The 21437-nt window shown below is 59.2% G+C and carries 18 protein-coding genes; 10 read left to right on the top strand and 8 right to left on the bottom strand.

Features of this window, described 5'->3' with window-relative positions:
• Positions 1-14 precede the first annotated feature (14 nt).
• Positions 15-2009 carry a sigma-54-dependent Fis family transcriptional regulator gene (locus RCI20_RS06590; RefSeq protein WP_306603779.1) on the bottom strand — a complete coding sequence of 665 codons (1995 nt, stop codon included), beginning with the start codon at positions 2007-2009 and terminating at the stop codon, positions 15-17.
• Between the two features lie 264 nt (positions 2010-2273).
• Between RCI20_RS06590 and pedF the strand changes: the two genes are divergently transcribed.
• The 5 genes from pedF to RCI20_RS06565 all read left to right on the top strand — a co-directional run bounded on the left by pedF (position 2274) and on the right by RCI20_RS06565 (position 6263).
• Entirely contained in the window at positions 2274-2702 is a 429-nt protein-coding gene (pedF, locus tag RCI20_RS06585; protein ID WP_373691485.1) for a cytochrome c-550 PedF, read from the top strand.
• Positions 2692-3537: an ABC transporter substrate-binding protein gene (locus RCI20_RS06580; RefSeq protein WP_306603778.1), complete on the top strand. Its 846-nt coding sequence runs from the start codon at positions 2692-2694 to the stop codon at positions 3535-3537. The genes pedF and RCI20_RS06580 overlap by 11 nt, the downstream gene beginning before the upstream one ends.
• Positions 3538-3544: 7 nt before the next feature.
• Complete coding sequence (locus RCI20_RS06575) at positions 3545-4477, top strand: beta-propeller fold lactonase family protein (protein WP_306603777.1); 933 nt, start codon at positions 3545-3547, stop codon at positions 4475-4477.
• Positions 4474-5004, top strand: a complete 531-nt coding sequence (locus RCI20_RS06570; protein WP_306603776.1) for a cytochrome b — start codon at positions 4474-4476, stop codon at positions 5002-5004. The genes RCI20_RS06575 and RCI20_RS06570 overlap by 4 nt, the downstream gene beginning before the upstream one ends.
• A gap of 107 nt (positions 5005-5111) precedes the next feature.
• Complete coding sequence (locus RCI20_RS06565; RefSeq protein WP_306603775.1) at positions 5112-6263, top strand: PQQ-dependent sugar dehydrogenase; 1152 nt, start codon at positions 5112-5114, stop codon at positions 6261-6263.
• Positions 6264-6323: 60 nt separating this feature from the next.
• On the opposite strand, the gene RCI20_RS06560 is transcribed toward RCI20_RS06565, so the two are convergent.
• The 3 genes from RCI20_RS06560 to RCI20_RS06550 form a co-directional block, all read right to left on the bottom strand.
• Complete coding sequence (locus tag RCI20_RS06560; protein WP_306603774.1) at positions 6324-6650, bottom strand: c-type cytochrome; 327 nt, start codon at positions 6648-6650, stop codon at positions 6324-6326.
• A 17-nt stretch (positions 6651-6667) separates the two neighbouring features.
• Positions 6668-7039, bottom strand: a complete 372-nt coding sequence (locus RCI20_RS06555; RefSeq protein ID WP_306603773.1) for a DUF779 domain-containing protein — start codon at positions 7037-7039, stop codon at positions 6668-6670.
• A gap of 81 nt (positions 7040-7120) precedes the next feature.
• A complete protein-coding gene (locus RCI20_RS06550; protein WP_306603772.1) occupies positions 7121-8641 on the bottom strand; it encodes an aldehyde dehydrogenase family protein in 1521 nt (506 codons plus the stop codon).
• Between the two features lie 329 nt (positions 8642-8970).
• Here RCI20_RS06550 and RCI20_RS06545 point away from each other — a divergent pair, with 329 nt between their 5' ends.
• The 5 genes from RCI20_RS06545 to RCI20_RS06525 all read left to right on the top strand — a co-directional run bounded on the left by RCI20_RS06545 (position 8971) and on the right by RCI20_RS06525 (position 15775).
• A complete protein-coding gene (locus RCI20_RS06545; RefSeq protein ID WP_306603771.1) occupies positions 8971-11769 on the top strand; it encodes an ATP-binding protein in 2799 nt (932 codons plus the stop codon).
• Positions 11770-11771: 2 nt separating this feature from the next.
• Positions 11772-13223, top strand: coding sequence for a hybrid sensor histidine kinase/response regulator (locus RCI20_RS06540; RefSeq protein ID WP_306603770.1), 1452 nt, complete (start codon positions 11772-11774; stop codon positions 13221-13223).
• 17 nt (positions 13224-13240) lie between these two features.
• Complete coding sequence (locus tag RCI20_RS06535) at positions 13241-14851, top strand: response regulator (RefSeq protein ID WP_306603769.1); 1611 nt, start codon at positions 13241-13243, stop codon at positions 14849-14851.
• Between the two features lie 350 nt (positions 14852-15201).
• Positions 15202-15468: a DUF4160 domain-containing protein gene (locus tag RCI20_RS06530; protein ID WP_306603768.1), complete on the top strand. Its 267-nt coding sequence runs from the start codon at positions 15202-15204 to the stop codon at positions 15466-15468.
• Between the two features lie 7 nt (positions 15469-15475).
• Positions 15476-15775, top strand: coding sequence for a DUF2442 domain-containing protein (locus tag RCI20_RS06525; RefSeq protein WP_306603767.1), 300 nt, complete (start codon positions 15476-15478; stop codon positions 15773-15775).
• Positions 15776-15811: 36 nt separating this feature from the next.
• Here the strand turns inward: RCI20_RS06525 and RCI20_RS06520 are convergent, their stop codons facing one another.
• The 4 genes from RCI20_RS06520 to RCI20_RS06505 form a co-directional block, all read right to left on the bottom strand.
• Positions 15812-18871, bottom strand: coding sequence for an ATP-binding protein (locus tag RCI20_RS06520; RefSeq protein WP_306603766.1), 3060 nt, complete (start codon positions 18869-18871; stop codon positions 15812-15814).
• A gap of 154 nt (positions 18872-19025) precedes the next feature.
• Positions 19026-19406: a c-type cytochrome gene (locus RCI20_RS06515; protein WP_306603765.1), complete on the bottom strand. Its 381-nt coding sequence runs from the start codon at positions 19404-19406 to the stop codon at positions 19026-19028.
• A 39-nt stretch (positions 19407-19445) separates the two neighbouring features.
• The gene (locus tag RCI20_RS06510; RefSeq protein WP_306603764.1) at positions 19446-20093 is read right to left on the bottom strand and encodes a response regulator transcription factor; all 648 of its coding nucleotides are present in this window, start codon (positions 20091-20093) and stop codon (positions 19446-19448) included.
• Entirely contained in the window at positions 20071-21384 is a 1314-nt protein-coding gene (locus RCI20_RS06505) for a sensor histidine kinase (protein ID WP_306603763.1), read from the bottom strand. Before RCI20_RS06505 ends, RCI20_RS06510 begins: the two co-directional genes overlap by 23 nt.
• Positions 21385-21437: the final 53 nt, after the last annotated feature.

Below are 21437 nucleotides of genomic sequence, written 5' to 3'. Positions count from 1 at the left end.
CCGGCCACCCCAATTCATAGTTTGCCCAGTTTGCGGTACAGCGTATTCCGGCTGATACCCAATTGACGGGCCGCTGCAGAGATGTTGCCGCCGACGGACTCCAGCGTGCGCAACGCCGCCAGACGGCCAATTTCTTCCAGGCTGCCGGGTTCGTTGTCCAGCGGGGCCGGTGCCCAGGGGTCCCGGCCACTCATCAGGGGGGTGGCATTGCCCGGGCTGAGTGGGGCTTCGAAGAGTTCCTCGGGCAGGTGACTTTCGGTAATCAGCGTTTCACCCTCATCAAGCAAGGCAATGGCGACCCGAACGACATTGAATAGCTGGCGAATGTTACCGGGCCAGTTATAGCGCTCAATGGCCTGCATGGCACTTTCCGAGAAGCGGATTGGCGTGCTTTGGCGAACTTCCTCTGCTGCCAGTTTAGCCACCAACTGACGGATATCGGTACGTTCGCGCAGGGCCGGGAGGGTGACGCTCAGACCATTCAGCCGGTAATACAAATCCTCGCGGAAACTGCCACGGGCCACTTCCTCACGCAGGCGGCGGTGCGTTGCACAGACCAGAGAAATATCAACCTGGATGGCACGCGTGCTGCCCAGCGGGGTGACGCTACGCTCCTGCAGGACGCGCAGTAGCCGGGCCTGCAGGTTGAGCGGCATATCGCCGATTTCATCGAGGAACAAGGTGCCGCCATGCGCCTGCTGGATCTTGCCTGGCGCTCCTTCCTTGCGGGCACCAGTGAAGGCGCCGCCCTGGTAGCCGAAAAGCTCCGACTCGATCAGCGTTTCGGGAATGGAGGCGCAATTCAGGGCAACAAAAGGTTCGGCATGGCGCGGCCCGCTGTTGTGGAACGCCTTGGCAAACATTTCCTTGCCGGCGCCCGATTCGCCCTGGATCATGATCGGGATGTCGCGTCCCAGCATGCGGCGAACGCGGTCGATTGCAGCTTGCAAACGGGGGTCGCCGGTATTCAGGGTATCCAGTGTCAGCAGCGGACGCGGCGTAGCCTCCGGGCGTTGTGTCGCCGGACGTGCACTTGGGGGGTCGTCGAAAACGCGCCCTGCGGAGGCCGCCGCAGGCAATCGGCCACGCAGTTGCAGGCTGACCATCCGGCCGTTGATTCGCGTCTCTAAACTGCCTTGCGGGTTCAGGCGTTGACGGTCGATCAGGCTGGACAGCGCGGATTCGAAGACCATGGAAAAATCACGGCGTACCGCGTCGACCCGGCGAATGCCGAGAATTTCCAGGCCGTTGTAGTTGATTGCCAGTACCTGTCCATCCGGTGTCACGGCTGCCAGTCCCTCTTTGGGACTGCCCAGATAATCGGCACGGCCATGGAAGCTGACGATGATGTCGTTGGCGTGCAGCGATTCGAACAAGCGCTTTTCGGCAATGGCCGTAGACAGTCTGGCCAATCCGAGCGTGTGCCGCTGGGTGGCGCGATAATCGCCGGAAATGTCGAGTACGCCGATCAGGCGGCCATCCGGCCCGAAGATCGGGCTGGCGCAGCAGGTCAGGAAACTGTTGTGATTCAGGAAGTGTTCGGCCCCCAGAACCTCTACCGGCTTTTCTTCGGAGAGAGCGGTACCGATGGCGTTGGTGCCGCGCTGGTTTTCATCCCAGGAGGCACCCGCACTCAGGGCGATGCGGTCGGCACGGTCGACAAAATCGGGATCGCCGACCGTTTCCAGCAGCAGACCGCTGGCGTCGGCCAGGATGACCATGCTGCCCGACTCGCGAATCTGCTCGTAGACATGCTCCATGATGGGCCGTACTTGCTGCACCAGGTAGCGATTGCGTTCCTGTTCGGTTTTCAGGGCCATGCGATCAAGCGACTCTGCGCCGGGTTGGGCGTGATGTTCGGTCAGCCCGAAGCGTCGGCAACGTTCCCAGGAGCGAAGAATCATCGGGTCCACCAACCCGGCCGGCAATTCGCCGCGATCAAAAAATATTTGTCGGGCTTCTTGCAGTCGCGGACCGTGAACGCCGGTCAAGATTTGTAGTTGTCCCATCGTCTCTCCAGTGATTTGTAATATTTATTATTTTTGTACTGTTTAATAATTTAACACATTGCTTAATTTATCAGCAATGTGCAGCACAGTTTCTGTCTTCCCATTCGCAAGGGGCGTGCCAGGAACCCTTGTGGCGATGTTGCGGGATCGTCTGCGCCAGAACGTTGCGAGTATTGATTTGAGCTTGGGCGAATTGTACTGGCACGGGGATTGCAGACGAGTCCGCTTACAAGCAGTCAGTCACAATAACCAAAGGAGCCCTCTGTGAAGCATTCAATCAATCCTCTTGCCGCGCTGTTTGCCGCGCTGGCTTTCGCACTGCCTGTGCCGCATGCCATCGCGCACGGTGATGTCGTACCGCAGGCGGTGGATATTACCGGTCTGAAAAATCTTGGTAACGACTGGCAGGCAGCCAATCCTTACCGCCAGGACAAGACGGCAATCCGGATCGGCGATTCGGCCTTCAATCAGAACTGTGCGCGCTGTCATGGTCTCGGGGCGGTTTCCGGCGGCATTGCCCCGGATCTACGCTATTTGCCCAAAGGCGACGAAGGCGACGAAATCTTCATGCAGCGTATCCGGAAAGGCGCTGTGCGCGATGGTCGTGTTTACATGCCGCCGTTCGAAGGAACGCTGAGCCAGGAAGCCATGTGGGCCATCCGGGCCTGGCTGGAGACCGTCCATGAAGAATGATCGTCGTCGCTGGCTCAAGGCGCTGGCCGCCTTGCCCATCGGTTTTGCTCTACCGGCCTGGGCCGAGACGCTGGATCTCATTCGTCAGCGCGGTCGCTTGCGTGTTGCGGTCTACAACGATTTTCCGCCTTATTCGCTGCCGGGCGGCAAGGGGATTGATGCCGATATCGGGCGGGCCATTGCCAGCCGTCTGGGGGTGACGGCTGAAATCGTCGGCTTCAATGCCGACGAGGACATGAATGACGATCTGCGCAACATGGTCTGGAAGGGGCATTACCTCGGGACCCAACCGGCTGACCTGATGCTGCATGTGCCGGTCGATGAAGTTTTGGCCCGCGCCAATGACAAGGTACGCATTTTCGGTGCTTATCACCGCGAGACGCTGGCGCTGGCTCGTAATCCGGAGCGTGTGCCGGCCGTGTCGGGTTCGGCCGCCGTGGCTCTTGAAGTCTTTACCCGGGAAAAAATCGGCGTTGAGACTGCGTCGCTGGCCGACTCGTTTTTGCTCGGCGTGCTGAACGGGCGTTTGCGTGAAAACGTCGTGCATTTCACCAGTGTGACCGATGCTGGCAAGGCCCTTGCGCAAGGCAGCATTTCGGCCATTCTGGCGCCGCGTGCCGAGCTTGAATCGGCGGTGCAGGACAAAAGCCGCTTCCCGCTGGATGCCGTGCGTTTTGCCGAGTTGCAGGTGGATAGCTGGCCGGTGGGTATGGCCGTCAAGGCCGAGGAACAGGCGCTGGCAACGGCCATCGCCAGCATTGTCGCCGAGCTGAAACGGGATGGCAGCATTGCTGCGATCTTCCGCCAGTACGGTGTAACTCACACGTCTGCTTGAGGCCATCATGCGACTGAAAATGCTCTCCCTCTTGCCCCTGCTGTTTGCCGGCACGGTCATCGCAGGGCCACTGGCTTACGTCCCGAATGAAAAGAGCGCCAGTATCAGCGTCATCGATACGGCGACCGACCAGCGTCGTGGCGACTTCCCGGTCGGTCAGCGACCGCGCGGCATCGCGCTGGATGAAACCCGTCTTTATCTGACGGATGGCAAAACGGGCAGTCTGCTGGTGGTAGACAAGGCGACGGGTAAGCTGGCGCGTTCGGTGCCGGTCGGCGATTCGCCGGAGGGGGTGAGTATTTCCCGTGATGGCAAGTTGCTGGCCGTGGCCGTCGAAGACGACAACAGCATCCTGTTGCTGAGTCTGCCGGCGACTCAGGCGCTGGCACGCATCAAGGTCAGCGGGCGTAATCCGGAACATGCCGTATTCAGTCCGGACGGCCGCTGGTTGTATGTCAGTGCAGAGGAAGCCGAACAGGTTGACGTGATCGATGTCACGGCGCAACGCCAGGTCGCCAGCATTCCAGTCGGTCTGCGGCCACGCGGGATCGGTTTCCTGCCTGATGGTAGCCGCGCCTACGTGGCCAGTGAATTGGCCGGCAAGGTCTACGTCATTGACGTTGCCCAGCGCCGGACGATTGCCGAGATTCCGGCCGGTCAGTATCCAAACGGGATTGCCGTGCATCCGGATGGCAAGCGGGTCTTCGTGTCGAACGGGCGTGACGCCTCGGTGATGGCCATCGACGTGGGCAGTAATGCGGTGATTGCGACGATTCCGGTCGGCAAACGCCCCTGGAACATGGCATTGACGCCGGATGGCGGCAAGCTTTACGTCGCCAATGGCCGGTCAGGCAGCGTTTCGGTGATCGATACGGCAAGCTTGCAGAAGCTGCGTGATATCGCAGTGGGTGAATTGCCCTGGGGGGTTGGCATTCAATGAGCCAGCCACGCTATACGCTGACGGCGATGGCCTTGCACTGGGGGCAGGCCATCCTGATCGTCTGGTTGCTCTGGCTGGGCTGGACGATGACCGACCTGCCGAAGGGGGCGGAGCGCAGCGCCGCCTACGGGCTGCACAAGTCGCTGGGCTTGCTCGCCTTGTTGCTGGTCGGCCTGCGCCTCGCCTGGCGTGCGCGTCATCCGGCACCGCCGGCCATAGGCCAGGGCCGGGAGGCTTTTCTGGCCAAACGCGTGCACGGCGGCTTGTATGTTTTCCTGCTGTTGGCACCGCTGGCCGGTTATCTGGCTTCGGCTTTCACGCCTTATGCAGTCAAATTTTTCGGTATCGAGTTACCGAAATTGTTTCCGGCCGATGAGTCGTTGAACGCCCTGTTCAAACAATTGCATCTGATTGTCGTCTGGGGCGGAGCCGGCTTGATCGCATTGCATCTGCTCGGTGCGCTGAAACATGTTTTTTTGCGTGACGGGACATTGAGGCGAATGTTGCCTGGTCGGCGTGATCAATAATTGAACACCTGTTGTTTTGTGGAGCACCCGGTGCTCCACAATATTTTTGAAATGCTCCGGCTTGCCCGCCGATAATGATCCCTCCCGCACAATTAAGTGAGGCCGAGATGATCAATCGAGCGTTCCATCATTTGTTTGTCTGCTGTCTGAGCTTGTCCTGTGTCGCAGCACAGGCTGCGCCGCTACCCATAGGCAGTGAAAAAGCGAGTTTTCGCGTTGAGCAGGTGGCTGGCGGCCTGGTGCATCCGTGGAGCCTGGCATTTTTGCCGGACGGCCGTTACCTGGTGACTGAACGGGCTGGACGCCTGCGCCTGCTGGCCGCTGACGGTACGCTTGATCCGCAGCCGGTAAGTGGTGTCCCTGCCGTGGCGGCTGTTGGTCAGGGTGGTTTGCTTGATGTGGTTTTGCATCCGGAGTTTGCCGCAAATGGCTGGGTCTATCTGAGTTATTCGGCCGCCGGGGCAGGTGGCGTGGGGACGGAAGTGGCACGCGGGCGCTGGGTGTCGGATCGTGCTGGCAATCGTCTGGAGGGCCTGCAGGTCATTTATCGGCAACAGCCGAAATCGAATGGCGGCGTCCATTTCGGCTCCCGTCTGGTGTTTGATCGGGCGGGCTTTCTCTACATCACCCAAGGGGATCGCGGCGAGATGGCCCGCGCCCAGAAACCGGATGATCTGGCCGGCAAACTGGTGCGCCTGCATGACGACGGTCGCGTGCCGCAGGACAATCCCTGGCAAGGCAAGCCCGGTGTGCGGCCGGAGATTTTCAGCCTGGGCCATCGCAGCGTGCAGGGGGCGGCCCTGCATCCGGCGAGCGGCGAGCTATGGACGCATGAACATGGCCCGCAGGGGGGCGACGAGATCAACGTGGTGCGGGCCGGGCGCAACTATGGCTGGCCGACCATTACTTATGGGGTCAACTACGGTTTTGGGACGAAAATTGGTGTCGGTACTCAGCAGGCCGGTCTGGAACAGCCGCTGCATCAGTGGACGCCATCAATCGCACCGTCCGGTATGGCCTTCTATACGGCCGATCGTTTTCCGGCCTGGCGCGGCAATCTGTTCGTCGGGGCGCTCAAGTTCCAGATGCTGGTTCGGCTGGAGCTCGACGGCGAGCGCATACGGCATGAAGAGCGTTTGCTGGTCGGGCAACAGGGGCGTATCCGGGATGTCCGGCAGGGGCCGGATGGTTTGCTCTACCTGCTGACCGATGCGCCAGATGGCAAGTTGCTGCGTCTGACGCCGGTAGGTGGCAAGTAAATCAGCCCTGAAGGAAAGGCTGGCTTGCGTGATGCAGCAAAGCCAGCCTTGGGGGGGGGCTTATTCCAGCGAGAGAATCCAGGCGACGGCGGCCTTCAGGTCGTCATCGCTGATCTTGTCGGCCGGGTGCGGCAGCATCGGTACATTGCCCCAGTTACCCGAACCGCCGTGACGAACCTTCTCGAACAGTTGCGCGGGCGCTTTGCTGTCGCCCTTGTACTTGGCGGCAACTTCTTTGTAAGCCGGGCCGACGCGCTTGCTATCGACGGCATGGCAGGCCACGCAGCGGGCCTTCTTGACGATGGCTTCGCTCGCGCTGACCGGCGCGGCGTTGATCAATAGTCCAGCCGCCAGCAGCGGCAACATCAGTTTGGTGAATTGTTTCATGATGATTCCTTGCAATGTCAGACGAGTCCGGCGGCCTGCAGTTCGCGCCATTCGCTGTCGGTGAACAGTCGCGAACGGGTGTGGAAAGCCTTGCCGGTATTGCCTTCGAGTGAAAAAGTACCGCCCTGGCCATCGATCACATCGATGATCAATTGCGTGTGCTTCCAGTATTCGTATTGCGAGGCGCTGATATAGAAAGGCACATCGCCGATATCACCCAGATGCACGTCGTAGGGGCCAATGGTCAGGTCGGTGGGCAGGTAGCAATTGGCTGCGCTGTTGTCGCAGCAACCACCGGATTGGTGGAAGAGCAGGGCGGGGCCGTAGCGCTGTTTCAGGAGCGCGATCAGTTCCAGCGTAGCCGGGGTGGCAATAACGCGGTCGACCATGGTTTTCTCCTAAAAAAGGGGGGCGGTTGCCCGCCCCCTAAGAGTTGCCCGCAAACTGGGCCAGTGGAGGAGATACGCGGTTTAGAAGAAGCCCAGCTTGTTTTCGCTGTAGGAAACAAGCAGGTTCTTCGTCTGTTGATAGTGGTCCAGCATGACCTTGTGGGTTTCGCGACCGATGCCGGATTCCTTGTAACCGCCGAATGCTGCGTGTGCCGGGTAGGCGTGGTAGCAATTGGTCCATACGCGGCCGGCCTTGATGGCGCGACCCATGCGGTAGGCGACGTTGCCGTTGCGGCTCCAGACGCCGGCGCCGAGGCCGTACAGGGTGTCGTTGGCGATGGCCAGGGCTTCGGCTTCGTCCTTGAAGGTGGTCACGGCCAGAACCGGTCCGAAGATTTCTTCCTGGAAGATGCGCATCTTGTTGTGGCCCTTGAACAGGGTCGGCTGGATGTAGTAGCCGCCGGCCAGGTCGCCTTCGAGGATGGCACGGGCGCCGCCGATCAGGCATTCAGCGCCTTCCTGCTTGCCCACGTCGAGGTAGGACATGATCTTGGTCATCTGCTCTTGCGATGCCTGGGCACCCATCATGCAGTCGGTGTCGAGCGGGTTGCCCTGCTTGATGGCGGCAACGCGGGCCAGCACGCGTTCCATGAACTTGTCGTAGATCGATTCCTGGATCAGCGCGCGGCTCGGGCAGGTACACACTTCACCCTGGTTGAAGGCGAACAGCACCATGCCTTCGATGGCCTTGTCGAGGAAGCCATCATCCTTGTCCATCACGTCGGCGAAGAAGATGTTCGGCGACTTGCCACCCAGTTCCAGCGTGGCCGGGATCAGGTTGTTGGCAGCGGCTTGAGCGATGACGCGGCCGGTGGAGGTCGAGCCGGTGAAGGCGATCTTGGCGATGCGCTTGCTGGTGGCGAGCGGCATGCCGGCTTCGCGACCGAAACCATTGACGATGTTCAGGACGCCCGGCGGCAGCAGGTCGGCGATCAGTTCGGCCAGGATCAGGATGGAGATCGGGGTCGATTCGGCCGGCTTCAGGACCACGCAGTTACCAGCACCAATGGCCGGGGCCAGTTTCCAGGCCGCCATCAGAATCGGGAAGTTCCAGGGGATGATCTGGCCGACGACGCCGAGCGGCTCGTGGTAGTGGTAAGCGACGGTGTTTTCGTCGATGTCGGACAGGGCGCCTTCCTGCGAGCGCAGGCAACCGGCGAAGTAACGGAAGTGGTCGATGGTCAGCGGGATGTCGGCGTTCAGCGTTTCGCGGATGGCCTTGCCGTTATCGACGGTTTCGGCGTAGGCCAGGGTTTCCAGATTGGCTTCCAGGCGGTCGGCAATCTTCAGCAGCAGGTTGGAACGTTCGGCGACACTGGTCTTGCCCCAGGCATCAGCAGCAGCGTGAGCGGCGTCGAGGGCCAGCTCGATGTCTTCGGCGGTGGAACGGGCGGCCTTGGTGTAAACCTTGCCGGTCGTCGGGGTGACCACGTCGAAATATTCACCCTTGACCGGGGCGACCCACTGGCCACCGATGAAGTTGTTGTACTGAGCCTTGTAGGCGATCTTTGCGCCAGCGGCGCCGGGAGCTGCATAAATCATATTTGTCTCCAGTATTCTTGAACGAAGTTGCGAACGGGGTAACTCAAGGCCGGCAGATTCGGTTGTTTCGTGATGACGACCTGCCGTGACTCGTGCCGTCTTATGTGCATGCCGTGTGCCAGCCATGCCAATTCTGCGGTCAACCGGATAAAACGACTAATTTTCAAAGGCTTGGGTTTTGTATGCCGGGTTCGTTGTTGTCTCTCGCGGGCAGTCGCGTGATCAACGGCTCAACAGGTGTTCAGCAATGGAGCAGTCGCTTGCTGTCGGCTTGCCTTTGGTTGGCGGGCGCCTGTATGCTCGTTATCCATTATCAAGGATGACTCCGCGTGCCTTCCTTCTTGAAACGCCATCAGGCCATGCTCTTGCTTGGCTTGCTCTGCCTGCTGGCCGACCTGCTGCTGGTCGCCGATCTGCGTCGCAGTCATCACGAAACGCTCAGCAGTGCCGAGCAGGCGTTGCAGCAAGCCGTGGAAGGTGCCTTGCGGCGGACGGAATCGCAACTGGACAAGGTAGACCGGACGCTCTCCGGTATCGCCGAGGCCGTGCATTTTCATGGTCAGCCGCTGCGCATCGACGATCTCGAAGTGCATCGGCTGCTGGTTCGACGCCATGGCATTACCCCTTCGCTTAACTGGCTTTCTCTGATTGCACCGGATGGTTCTTTGGTGCTGCATAGCCTGGCCTTCCCCGCGCCACAAATCGACTTGCAGGATCGCCCGCATTTCCTCGCTCACCTGGATGTACCGGATGCCAGTCTGCTGTTCATCGGCAATGCGCAAAACGGTCGGACAACGCAACAGCCGTTCATCCCGGTCAGTCGGGCTATCCGCAACCGCGTTGGAGAATTGGTCGGTGTGGCTTCTGCCGGTATTGCCCCGGATCGATTTCACGAAGCCATATTTCTGGCACCGTCGCCGACTCATGACATCAAGGTCTTGCTCGATTCGGGCCATGCGCTGGTGTGTTCGGCCATCCTGCCGGATTGTCTGACTAACAGATGGTCGTTGCCCGACGAAGCTGACAAGACCATCCGCCAGCTCCGCTCGGCGCGCTATCCGGTTCACGTCATCGGTCGCCTGGATCGCCAGGCCACGCTGGTTTCCTGGCAAGGCCATACGATCACCACCCTGGTTTTCGGTTTGCTGGCCAATGGCGTGATTTTGCTGCTCGGCCATATTGCATTGCGTGAGTTCCAGCGCCGGCAAGCCGCTGCCGAGGCGCTGCGGCAGAACAACCAGATGCTGGAAACCCGGGTCGCCGAGCGTACTGCCGAGTTGTACGAAAGCGAGGCGCGGACCCGGGAAATCCTGCTGGGTACGCCGGTTGCCATGTTGTTGGTCAGCGAAGATGGCAGCATCGTGATGAACAACAAGCATGCCGAAACCTTGCTTGGGTCCGGTGAGGACAGCCTGGTCGGCCGCTTGGTCGAGGAGTTGGTACCTATTCCCATGGCCGCAACTCACGCCCAATTGCGTGCCGGCTATCACGCTACACCGGCCAATGGCCGGATGAGCGCTCGTCGTGATATCGAGGCCAGAGCCTTGAATGGCAGGACCTTGCCGGTCGAAATCAGCCTGAGTACGCTGCACTTCGATGGCGAGCCTTTCGTGATCGTCGCCCTCAACGATATTTCCGAGCGCAAGCAACTGGAGCAAAGCAACCTGGCGCTGTTGCATCGCCTGGAACTGGCGGTGGAAGCGGCCGATATCGGCATCTGGTCCTTGAATTTGCAGGACAACAGTTTGCTCTGGGACGAACGCGTGCGCCGCTGGTACGACGCACCGCCGGACCTGGCCGATGCCGATCTCGACTATGCCCTCTGGCGCAGCCGCGTTCACCCGGATGACATCGTTGCCTCCGAGGCCCGCCTGGCCTGGGCTCAAGTCAATCCAGGTGTACAAACCGATGAGTTCCGGGTGCTTGGCCGCGCCGGCGATATCCGTCACATCCAGGCGGCTTACGTTCTGGAGCCGGGGCGCGATGGCCGCCCGAGCATGATGATAGGCATCAATCGTGATATCACTGCCCAGCGGACGCTCGAAAGCTCATTGCAAGCTGCCCGTGAAAGCGCTGAAATCGCCAGCCGCGCCAAAAGCGAGTTTGTCGCCACGATGAGCCATGAAATCCGCACGCCGATGAATGCCATCATCGGCATGACCCAGGTGGTGCTGGAGACCGACCTCAATCCGGTCCAGAAGGATTATCTGCAGAAAGTACGCCGCGCCGCCCGGACCTTGTTGCGCATCCTCAATGATGTGCTGGATTACTCCAAGATCGAGGCCGGTCAAATGCCCATCGAGACGACCGCCTTCCCGCTGCTTGAGCCCATCCGCAACGTCGCCAGCCTGTTTGAACTGCCCTGCCAGGAAAAGGGCTTGGCCTGGAGTATCAGCCTGGCCCCCGATTTGCCGGCCAATGTAGTCGGTGATGCCTTGCGGCTTGAGCAGATATTGATGAACCTGATCAGCAACGCGATCAAATTCACCAGTGCCGGCCGGATCAGCCTCGCCGTCAGCGCGCTGCCAGTAACGGCAGCGGGGCTGCCGCTGCGTTTCTCGGTGTGCGATACCGGGATTGGTCTGGAACCGGCGGCAATCGCGCAGCTATTTTCTGCCTTCGTCCAAGCCGACAGCTCGATCAGCCGGCGTTTTGGCGGCACCGGGCTGGGCCTCTCCATCGTCAAGAACCTGGTCGACTTGCAGGGGGGAACGATCACGGTGGATAGCGTACCGGGCGAGGGGAGTTGCTTCCACATCACCCTGGTTTTTGCCGAATACAGCGGGTCGACCGCAACATTGCCCGAATCGCGGGAAAGCCTGTCCGGCGCAGCGCCCAATGCCCTCCAGCCCACGCTCGTACAGCCCGCCACGCCGGCCATTCCGCTGGCGCCGGCACAACAGGCCCGGCTGGCGCCCGAACTTGCCGAATTGGCCATTCAACTGGCCGGCAACAAACTGGCGGCCCGTGCCCTGCTGCACGACATTGAAAGTCAGTTGGCGGAATCCGGTAGGATGGATGCCTTCCAGAACGTCAGCCATGCCACGCGACAGCTACGTTTTCGGGAAGCCGAAGCGGCCCTGGCCGAATTCCGAACCCGGTTTTGCCCCGACCTGGAGGCCAACTGAACATGCTGACATCCCTGCGTCCCAACCTGCTCATCGTCGACGACGTTGCCGACAATATCGAACTGCTGGCCGCCTGCCTGCAGGATTTCTGTGAATTGCGCTTCAGCCTGTCCGGACCGGAATGCCTGGCGATGGTCCAGGAGAGCCCCCCCGACCTGATCCTGCTCGACGTGATGATGCCGGGCATGGACGGCTATGAAGTCTGCGATCTGCTCAAGCACGATCCCAAAACCCGCGAGATTCCGGTTATTTTCGTGACGGCCCGTACCGATGCCGAAAGCGAGAGCCGGGCGCTGGCCGGTGGCGCCATCGACTTCATCCACAAGCCGATCAATCGCGACGTGGTCCGGGCACGGGTCCGCCGAACCCTGGAGCTGGAAGAAGCCAAGGGAGAATGCCTGAATGCCCGCAACACCCTGGCTCAGCAGGTAGAGGAGCGCACCGCGGCACTGCGCGATGCCCTGAGCCGGGCCGAAAAAGCGAACGAGGCCAAGAGTGATTTTCTCGCCAACATGAGCCACGAGTTGCGCACGCCGCTCAACGGCATCCTGGGCATGGCCAATCTGCTGGGACGCAAGTTGCAGGATGCAGCGCTGCTGCCCTACGTCACACACATCGATACCTCCGGTCAACGACTGCTCAACGTGGTCAACAGCATGCTTGAGGCGGCCTATCTGGATGCCCGGCGTTATCAGGTCGATGCCCAGGATTTCAACCTGCTCTCCATGCTGGAAACCTGTGAGCGGCGGATTCAGCCGAAGCTGCAGAAAAAGGATCTGCTGCTGGTCCGTGAAATCGACCCGGCCTTGCCGCTGGGATTACATGGCGACCCTTTGCGCATTGCCCAAGTGCTCAATCATGTACTCGACAATGCCGAAAAATTTTCCGAGCGCGGTTGCATCACGCTGCGCTGCCGCAAGCGTGGCGATAGCGGGCACGGCATGCTGGTGGTTTTCGAGATCGAGGATCAGGGGGCCGGCATCTCGACCGAGCAACAGCAGCGCATTTTCAATCTCTTCGAGCAGGGCGACAATTCTTCGACCCGGAAATTTGGCGGCTGTGGCCTGGGTTTGGCCATTTCCCGCTGTTTGGTCGAGTTGATGTCCGGTCAATTGACGCTCAGCAGCCAACCCGGCCAGGGGTGCCTGGTGCGCATTGTGCTGCCTCTGGAAATGGCGCGTGGCACGGTGAGCGAGGTCGTCGGTCCGCCGGCCGTCGCGTCGGTGCAGCAGACGTTGAACTATCTGCAGCGTCTGCTTGCCGAAGACGACGTTGCTGCGGTTGGCGTCTGGCAGGGACTGCGTTCCTTGCTGAATGTGCCGGATGTCGCCGTGCTGGATGTCATGGATTCGGCCATTGAAGCTTACGATTTTGACGCGGCCCGACAGGCCTTGAATCGTATTCTGGTTGACTGCCCCCGATTCACGATGGATTGCGCACCAGGCGCCCGATGATTTCACCGGATAAAAATATGTTGATCACCGACTTCGCACAGGAACTGCCGGCCCGCCTCAAGGAATTGCAGACCTTGTGGCAAGGCCATGAGCGGGGTACCCAAGCCAGTCTGTTGCGCATCAAGACGATCGCCCACGAACTGAGTAGTCTGGGGGCCGCACATGGTTATCTGGCGCTGGCCGAAGTGGCTACCCTCGTTGAGGACAATGTTGGCTCGATGCTGGAAAATTTCGGGCATAACGACAGCGCTCGGCAACACGCCCTGTATCAGCATCTGAACGCCCTGGGTGCCATGCTGGCCCGTCCGCAGCCGGACAAGCCGCTGGTGCCAGGCGTGCCGATGGCTAGCGGCGCTGACCCACTGGCACGCCGCATCGCGATCGTCGACAGCGATGCCGACTTTGCCCAGTTCCTTGCCGCCGAAATCGCCCATTTCGGCTTTGCGGTTGACCATCTGGCATCGGCCCAGGATTTTCGCGCCTACCTCGCGACTCACACCCCTGACTTGGTGGTCATGGACATGCTGCGTCCTGAAAACCAGAAGGGGCTGCAAGTCGTCGAACAGAGTTACCTGGCGCCGGGGAACTCGACACCCGTCATTTTCATCAGCGCACACGACAGTCTGGAGAGCCGGTTGGCGGCGATCCGGGCTGGCGGCCATGCCTTTTTTCGCAAACCGTTCAAGGTCACTGATCTGCTGGATACGGTGGACCACGTGCTTGGGCTGGAGCGGCGCGCGCCGTACCGGGTCTTGATTGTCGAAGATGCCCCCTCGCTGGCCCGACTCTATGCCAGCACGCTCACCGGCGCAGGCATGATTACCGAGGTGCTGACCCAGCCCATGGCACTGCTTTCGGCGCTGGATCGTTTCTGCCCGGACCTTATCCTGATGGACATTTACATGCCGGAGGTCAACGGCATCGAGTTGGCTCAGGTGATCCAGCAACATCGCAGCTATCTCGGCGTGCCGGTCATTTTCTTGTCGGCAGAACGCGATCCGGCCAAGCAACTGCTCGCGCTGGGGCAGGGGGGCGACAACTTCCTGACCAAACCGGTGGAACCCGACAACCTGATCAAGGCAGTGACCATCCGGGCCAAGCACTACCAGTCGCTACGCGCGCTGATGTTGAAGGACAGCCTGACCGGTCTGCTCAATCACGCCCGCCTGCTCGAACAACTCGACCATGAGATTGATCGCGCGACCCGGCGCGGCAGCCCGCTGTCGGTCGGGCTGATCGATATCGATCATTTCAAGATGGTCAACGACCGCTGGGGACATGTCGTCGGAGACAACGTGATTGTCAGCCTGGCCCGCCTGCTGCGCGAGCGACTGCGCGTGGTGGACATCATCGGCCGCTACGGTGGCGAAGAGTTTCTGGTCGTTTTGCCCGACACGGCGCTGGCCGATGCCGTACGTGTCCTGGACGACTTACGCACCCGTTTCGCCGCCCTTCACCAGCATGCCCGTGAGTCGGTCTTCCAGGTAAGCTTCAGCGCCGGGGTGGTTGAATTTTGCCCCGCACAGGGTGTTGATCGCAATATCGTCGAACAAGCCGATAGCGCGCTGTACAGCGCCAAGAGAGCCGGGCGGAACTGCGTTTTTACGACTGCTGGTATGGCGGGTTGAGTCCTTCTCACCCCGGAAAGCTACAATTGACCGACCCAAAATTCCCGCCCCGCGTAGCTGGGTGGGAATTTTTTTAATTAAATTTTGAGTCAGAACAGCAACATCTGGTTCGCCGCAACCTTTTTTCCTGAAAAAGTGGCATGCCGACCAGGAGGCGAATACCGGCGAATTGTTTTTCCGTGACGGTCATGCAGCGAATGGGGCCGGCGGGGGGAAGGCTGTCGACCGGACGACCAGGAAAAAACCAATCCTCGCTGAATTGTTTTTTCTTGGTCGCCGGGAACTATTTTTGCGCAAGGTGTACCAGTACATTTAAACTGGCAGCCTTACTGAGATCGTGGAGTGCGAACGTGCCAATCATTTCAATGTTCTACGGCATAATCATCCGCCTGTACTTGATCGACAATCAGCATCATAACTTGCCCCATATCCATGCCAAATATGCGGAATTCGAGGCGTCCATTTGTCTCGGAGACGGTGAAATTCTTGCGGGTGAATTGCCCCGCAAACAATTAAGATTGGTGCAGGCTTGGATAGAACTTCATCGCGACGAACTGGTGGCAGACTGGGAACTCGCAGTTCTTGGCGAAACCCCCTATAAGATCGAACCGTTGTGAGCTTGCCATGTACTGGGATGTAAAAACCGTCAAAGCGCTGCCGAATTTCCGGGTTTATTTCGAAATCGAAGATGGGCGCAAAGGGGTCTTCGACTTGAGCCCCTATTTAGATCGCGGCGTTTTTCGTGAACTGCGGGATGTGCATTATTTCAATCGGGTGGGGATTCAGTTTGGTGCGATAACTTGGCCTAACGAACAAGATATTGCTCCGGAAACCTTATTGGCTGAAATGCTGCCAGTGGAATCAGCTGTGTGTGAGGCTGTGCTTCATCAGGTGCATGGCGATCAAGCGGCGTATTCGCGCTGAGTTTTTGTGCTGCTAGCGCCTCGTTTGTAAAGCTCTTCAAGGCTTTAACCACTTGGCAACAAGGGCAAACAACTTCTCGGGAATCACCGGTTTGGCCATGAAGTCGTTCATTCCCGCCGCCATGCATTGCGTCCGGTCTTCAGCGAAAGCGTTGGCGGTCATGGCGATAATCGGCAAGTCAGGCTGCTTCAATTCGGCGCGTATCCTTCTTGTCGCTTCCAGGCCGCCCATTTCAGGCATCTGCATGTCCATCAGCACCAGGTCGTAAATTTTGCTGTTGAGCATTTCCAGTGCCTCCAGACCGTTGTTGGCGACATCCACTTGCAGTCCGACTTCCTCCAGGAGTTCCCGGCCGATTTCCTGGTTCACCGGGTCGTCCTCGACCAGAAGGAGTTTGCGTCCGGCATAGGATTTGACCAGCAGTGCTGCCGAGGCGTCGGTTTCCACAAACTGCGCAACATGAGCCGGGGCAGTGACCGATGCCTGCTTCAGCACGGCCGTGAACCAGAACTTGCTGCCCTGGTTGGGCAGGCTTTCCACGCCGATATCGCCGCCCATCAAGTTGGCCAGCTTCTTTGCGATGGCAAGGCCAAGCCCGGTGCCGCCGTATTTTCTCGTGGTCGAATTGTCTGCCTGCTCAAAGGGCGTAAACAATCTGGCGATTGCTTCCGCGTGAATTCCAATCCCGGTGTCTTCGACCTCGAAGCGCACCAGGGTTTTTTGCTGGCCAATATCCTGCGTATGGGTGCGGATGGTTACCCGCCCATGTTCGGTGAACTTGATCGCGTTGCCGGCATAGTTCAGCAGCACCTGGTGCAGTCGGGTTGGATCGCCCAGCAGACGCAGGGCGGAGGGTTCGATTTCGGTCTTTAGTTCAAGCTGTTTCTCGGCGGCTCGGTTTTGCACCATGGAGATTACGTCGGCGACCACAGCCTCGATTTTTACTTCCCGCTCCTCCAGGATCAATTTTCCCGCCTCGATTTTCGACAACTCAAGAATGTCATTGATGATTTCGAGCAGATGACGATTCGCTGTTTCTATCTTGTTCAGTTTGTCAGTTACTTCATCCGAGACACCCAAACGGCGAATCAGGAATGCCATACCCGAAATGGCGTTGAGTGGTGTCCTGATTTCATGGCTCATGTTTGCCAGGAATGCGCTTTTGGCTACATTGGCCGCTTCGGCGGATTCTCGCCGCACGCGATTACGCAGCGACTGAATGCCGAAAGACACATTGGTCGCCAGTTCTTCGAGCAGCGTGACTTCTTCGTTGGCGAAGGCGTTGGCATCGCTGGAATAAATCATCACGGCGCCAAAGCATCGTCCATCGACCAGCAACGGCAGGGCGATGCTGGCGCGATAGCCGTGTCGAATTGCTGAATCACGCCACGGCAGCATGGCGGGATTATTCAGAATGTCTGAATTAACCTGCGCCTTGCCTGTCCGGATCGCTGTACCGCTGGGGCCGCGCCCGGCTTCCCGTGATGCGTCCCAGGAAATGTGGATGTCGTCCAGATAGCCTGTTTCGCATCCGTAATACGTTTCCGGCCGCACGCGCTTTTCTGCATCGTTTTCGGCAATGCCCACCCAGGCGAAAACATAGCCGCCCGTTTCGACCAGCAGGCGACAAATATCCTCGAACAGTTTTTTCTCATCCTCAACCCGGACCAGAGCGAAATTACACTGGCTCAGCAGACGCAAGGCACGGGAGAGTCTTTTTTGTTCCTGCGCTGCGTGCATCCGTGATGTGATGTCCTCGAAGACTGTAGCAAAACGGTTTTTCGCATGACAGAAAACGGAGATTGAAAATGCCTTCCCCATAGGCTCAAACCATTGGTCAAAGTGGTCTGCATTTTCACTCAGCGCAACGCGGGCGTAGATATCCAGAAATGGCGGTGGTTGCATGCCATAGACCTCACTGGCCAAGCGCCCGACCACCCGGTGCCGGGCCAGTCCGGTCAGCGACTCGAACATCGGATTGACTTCCAGGATGCGGTAGTCGACAGCCCGTTCCTGGTTGTCGAAGACCATTTCATGGATGGCCAAGCCCTCCGACATCGACTCGTAGAGTGAGCGGAAGCGATGTTCGCTGTCTCTCAGTTCGGTGGTCGCCGCATCGTTTTGGCGATAAGCACGGGCCAGCACAACGGCAACGGCGATCAGGCTGATGCAGAAAATCGAGGCCAGCAGCAACGTGATTTTGACTTCCGTGTACCAGTCGGTCAGAAACTCGTCGCGGGCAATGCCGGTATTGACATAAAAACGGTATTTTTTGTGCTGCTGGTAGGTGTGGACTCGGGAAGTGCCGTCAATGCAGGTACTTCTGCTGATGTAGGTGCCGCCCGATGGGCCGGCATCGAGCGCAGCCCGGAAGTCGGTAGAGATGACGTTTGATTTGATCGCCGTCTTGCCACCGACATCGGGGTGGCGCGCGATGATGCCGAGCTTCTCATCCCTGAGTGCCACAGAGCCTTTTTGCCCCAATTTGACGGCTTGGAAGCGTGCCATGAAGTAATCAAGTTTGACGTTGGCAATGATTACGCCGGCGAAGCTGCCGTCTGCGTGGGACAGACGGCGGGAGAATATGACGCCCCACTTGCCACTGATTTTTCCCTGCAAGGGTTCACTGATGAGCAGCCCGGCATTCTTGTCGTTCAAGTGCTGTTGAAAATAACTCCGGTCGGTCATGTCACTTCCCGGCGGTGCTTTTTCGCCGTCAAACCCGTGGGTGATTTCACCGTGTTGATTCCCTATGCGGATGGATACCAACTCAGGGTGCAGTGCCAGATGAAATTTGATCTGTTCATCCATGTAATGCCTGGATGCCCGTTTGTGCTTTTCCCAATGTGAAAAATCGGAAACCAGGGTCAATAGTGCCCGGTCGACTTCGTCAAAAATCCCGCCGATCTGGTTCACCACCAGCAGGGTGACATTCTGCGTGGCGGTTTCGGCGCGTTCCTGGTGGTTGTCGAAGCTTCGTTGCAAAGACCAGGCAGCCAGTAGCGCAACAATGAAACACAGCGTCACGACGATGGCCGAAAGCTTGCCTACGTATCGCTGGTAGACACTCATCGCGCCAGGTCGTTTGAGTTGCATTGTTGTTGCTCTGAGTTACCGATGCCAAGTGGAAAAAAAGACCGTGTTTCTTGCAAACAAGAATACTCCACCGTTTTCATCACCGCACCTGAAAACCCGAAAAAACAAAACCGGCCACGCGGGCCGGTTTGCTTGCCGTTATTGCGGTCAACGCCTATTTCATGGCCAAAATCCAGTTCACCAGCAAGCGGGCGTTGCCTTCGGTAATGGCGACCGCGTTGGGTGGCATGGACAGACCGCTGACCTTGCCTTTCCAGTGGCTGCTGTACGGGTTGGAGCCTTCAAGGACGACGCGGGTGAGGAATTCGGTGGCGCCGGGTTTGCCGCTGTATTGCTTGGCGACATCGAGCCAGGCCGGGCCGATGGGTTTCATGCCGTCCGGGCCGGGTTTGCCCGATTCGATGCTGTGGCAGGTCATGCAGCCGCTGGTCGAGGCCAGTTTCTGCATGTTGGTATCGGTCTTTGCATCGGCCAGGGCGAGCGGGCTGAGCAGACTGCAACTCAAAAGAGCGATCAGACGGGAATGGCGAAGCATGGGTATTCTCCTGTTGGGGTGAGGTCGTTGGGGGCTTGTTCAGGTGCCGAGGGCGTGCTGGATATCCACCAGTCCGTGCCGGGCAGCCAGGTGCAGCAGTTTGAAATCGTTGTCGGCGTCGAGTTTTTGCCGAATCAGGGACAGGTAGTTCAAGACAGTTTTCGGACTGAGGTGCATGGAATTGGCGATCCGGTTGGCTGACTCGCCATGTGCCAGCATGCGCAGCACTTCGAACTCACGCGGGGTCAGGTGGGTCAATGCGCCGTCGCCGTCGATCGCTTCCTCGGCCAGCACCTGGGCGATCTCCGGCGAAAAGACGCGCTTGCCGGCGGCAATGCGCCGGATGCCGTCGATCACCTCGTCGGGTTCGCTGTATTTGGTCAGGTAACCAAGCGCACCGCTGCGCAAGGCCTGGGTGACGTGTCCGGCGCCGTCATGCATGGATAGCACCAGTATCTTCAGCATGGGCTGACGGACCAGCATGCCGCGGATGGCTTCAATCCCGCTGCTACCGCGCAGGCTCAGGTCGACCAGCGCCACGTCGGCCACCGTGCGCAGCACCAGGGCGTTGGCCTCATCGGCACTGGCCGCTTCGCCGACCACCTGCATGCCAGGCTCGGCATCGAGCAAGCGCCGATAGCCGTTACGGACGACGGCGTGATCGTCAACCAGAATGATGCGAATCATGTTGTGTCTCCTTTTTTTCTGTTTTTTCAAGCGGCAAACTGGCGTCAACTTGCAGGCCCTGACCTGCCGCGCCGGTGATGCTCAGGCGACCGCCGATCATCTCCAGTCGTTCGGTCATCCCGAGCAGGCCGCTGCCCATCCGCGGTGGTGCCGAATCCGGCAAGCCTTTGCCGTTATCTCTTATGTTCAGGTGCAAGCCTTCATCGTTGATGTCGACGTTGATCCAGCAATTCCGGGCGTCGCTGTGGCGTACCACATTGGTCAGGGCTTCCTGGGTCACCCGATAAGCGATGAGACAGACTTTTTCGCTCAGGCCGGGTAGTTGTGCCGGCATGGATAACTGGAAATCGATGGTGGCGGCCCGTTGTTGCCAGCTACTGACCAATTCGCGCAAGACATAAGTCAGTTCGGTGGCATCAAGGCCGTGTGGTCGCAGTTGTTTAAGCATGTTTTTCAGTTGGATGTTGCCGTTACGGAGATCTCGCCGCAGGTCAGCGGCGCATTCGGCGACGCGTACCGGATCAAGCTGGCTGGCATTGCGCTCGATGAAGGCGGCGGTAACGCCAATCGCGGTCAGGGTCTGCCCCATCTCGTCGTGCAATTCTCTTGCCAGGCTTTGTCTTTCTTCTTCTTGCACGGTGATCAGCAATTGGGCGAGCTGATGCTGGGCATGGCGCGAGTCGGCCAGCGCGCCGGCCAGCGTGTCGATGGCTTCGGCCACCCGCGTGAATTCCCGCAGCGCAAAGCCGGGTAGCGCCGCATCGACTTCACCGCCGGCCAGCCGTTGCAAGCCGGCTTCCAGTTCGCGCACCGGTGCCAGGGCACGGTGTGCCGACCACCATGCCACGAGCAGAGTTGCTCCAGAAAAGAACAACAGGGTGATACAAAGTCGAACAGTGTCATCAAATCGCTCATCGATTTCCGAGGCCGGATTGCTCGTGATGCGCAGGGTGTGTTCGCCGATTTTCATCGTTTGCCCGGCATTTTCCGGGCTGCTGATCCCGAGCCAACGACTCAGCCAGCCGAGCTGCTCCGCTGGCGGGCTGGCGTCCTCCGCCGCTTGAATGGTCAGATGGCGCAGGGCTGCGTTTTCCAGCAGGGCCGTGAGTTCATCCCTTGCCGGTGCAGGAATCCGGCTGGCTTGCAGCAGCACGGCAAGCAGTTGTTCGGAGGCGCGGATTTCGGCTTCGACGTCTTGCCGTAACGAATACAGGTTGACCAGCATGGTCATCGCCACCAGTCCGCCGAGCAGCATGCCGAGTGCCCAAACCAGTCGTTTTCTTAAATCCATGCGCTACCTGCCTCATCTGTCTTGTCATCGATAGAGCAGGTTTCGTACCGCCT

This window comes from Azonexus sp. (assembly GCF_030824335.1).
Lineage (GTDB): Bacteria > Pseudomonadota > Gammaproteobacteria > Burkholderiales > Rhodocyclaceae > Azonexus.
Note: the sequence above shows the minus strand (reverse complement) of the source record. Positions and strands in the feature narration are given on the sequence as shown.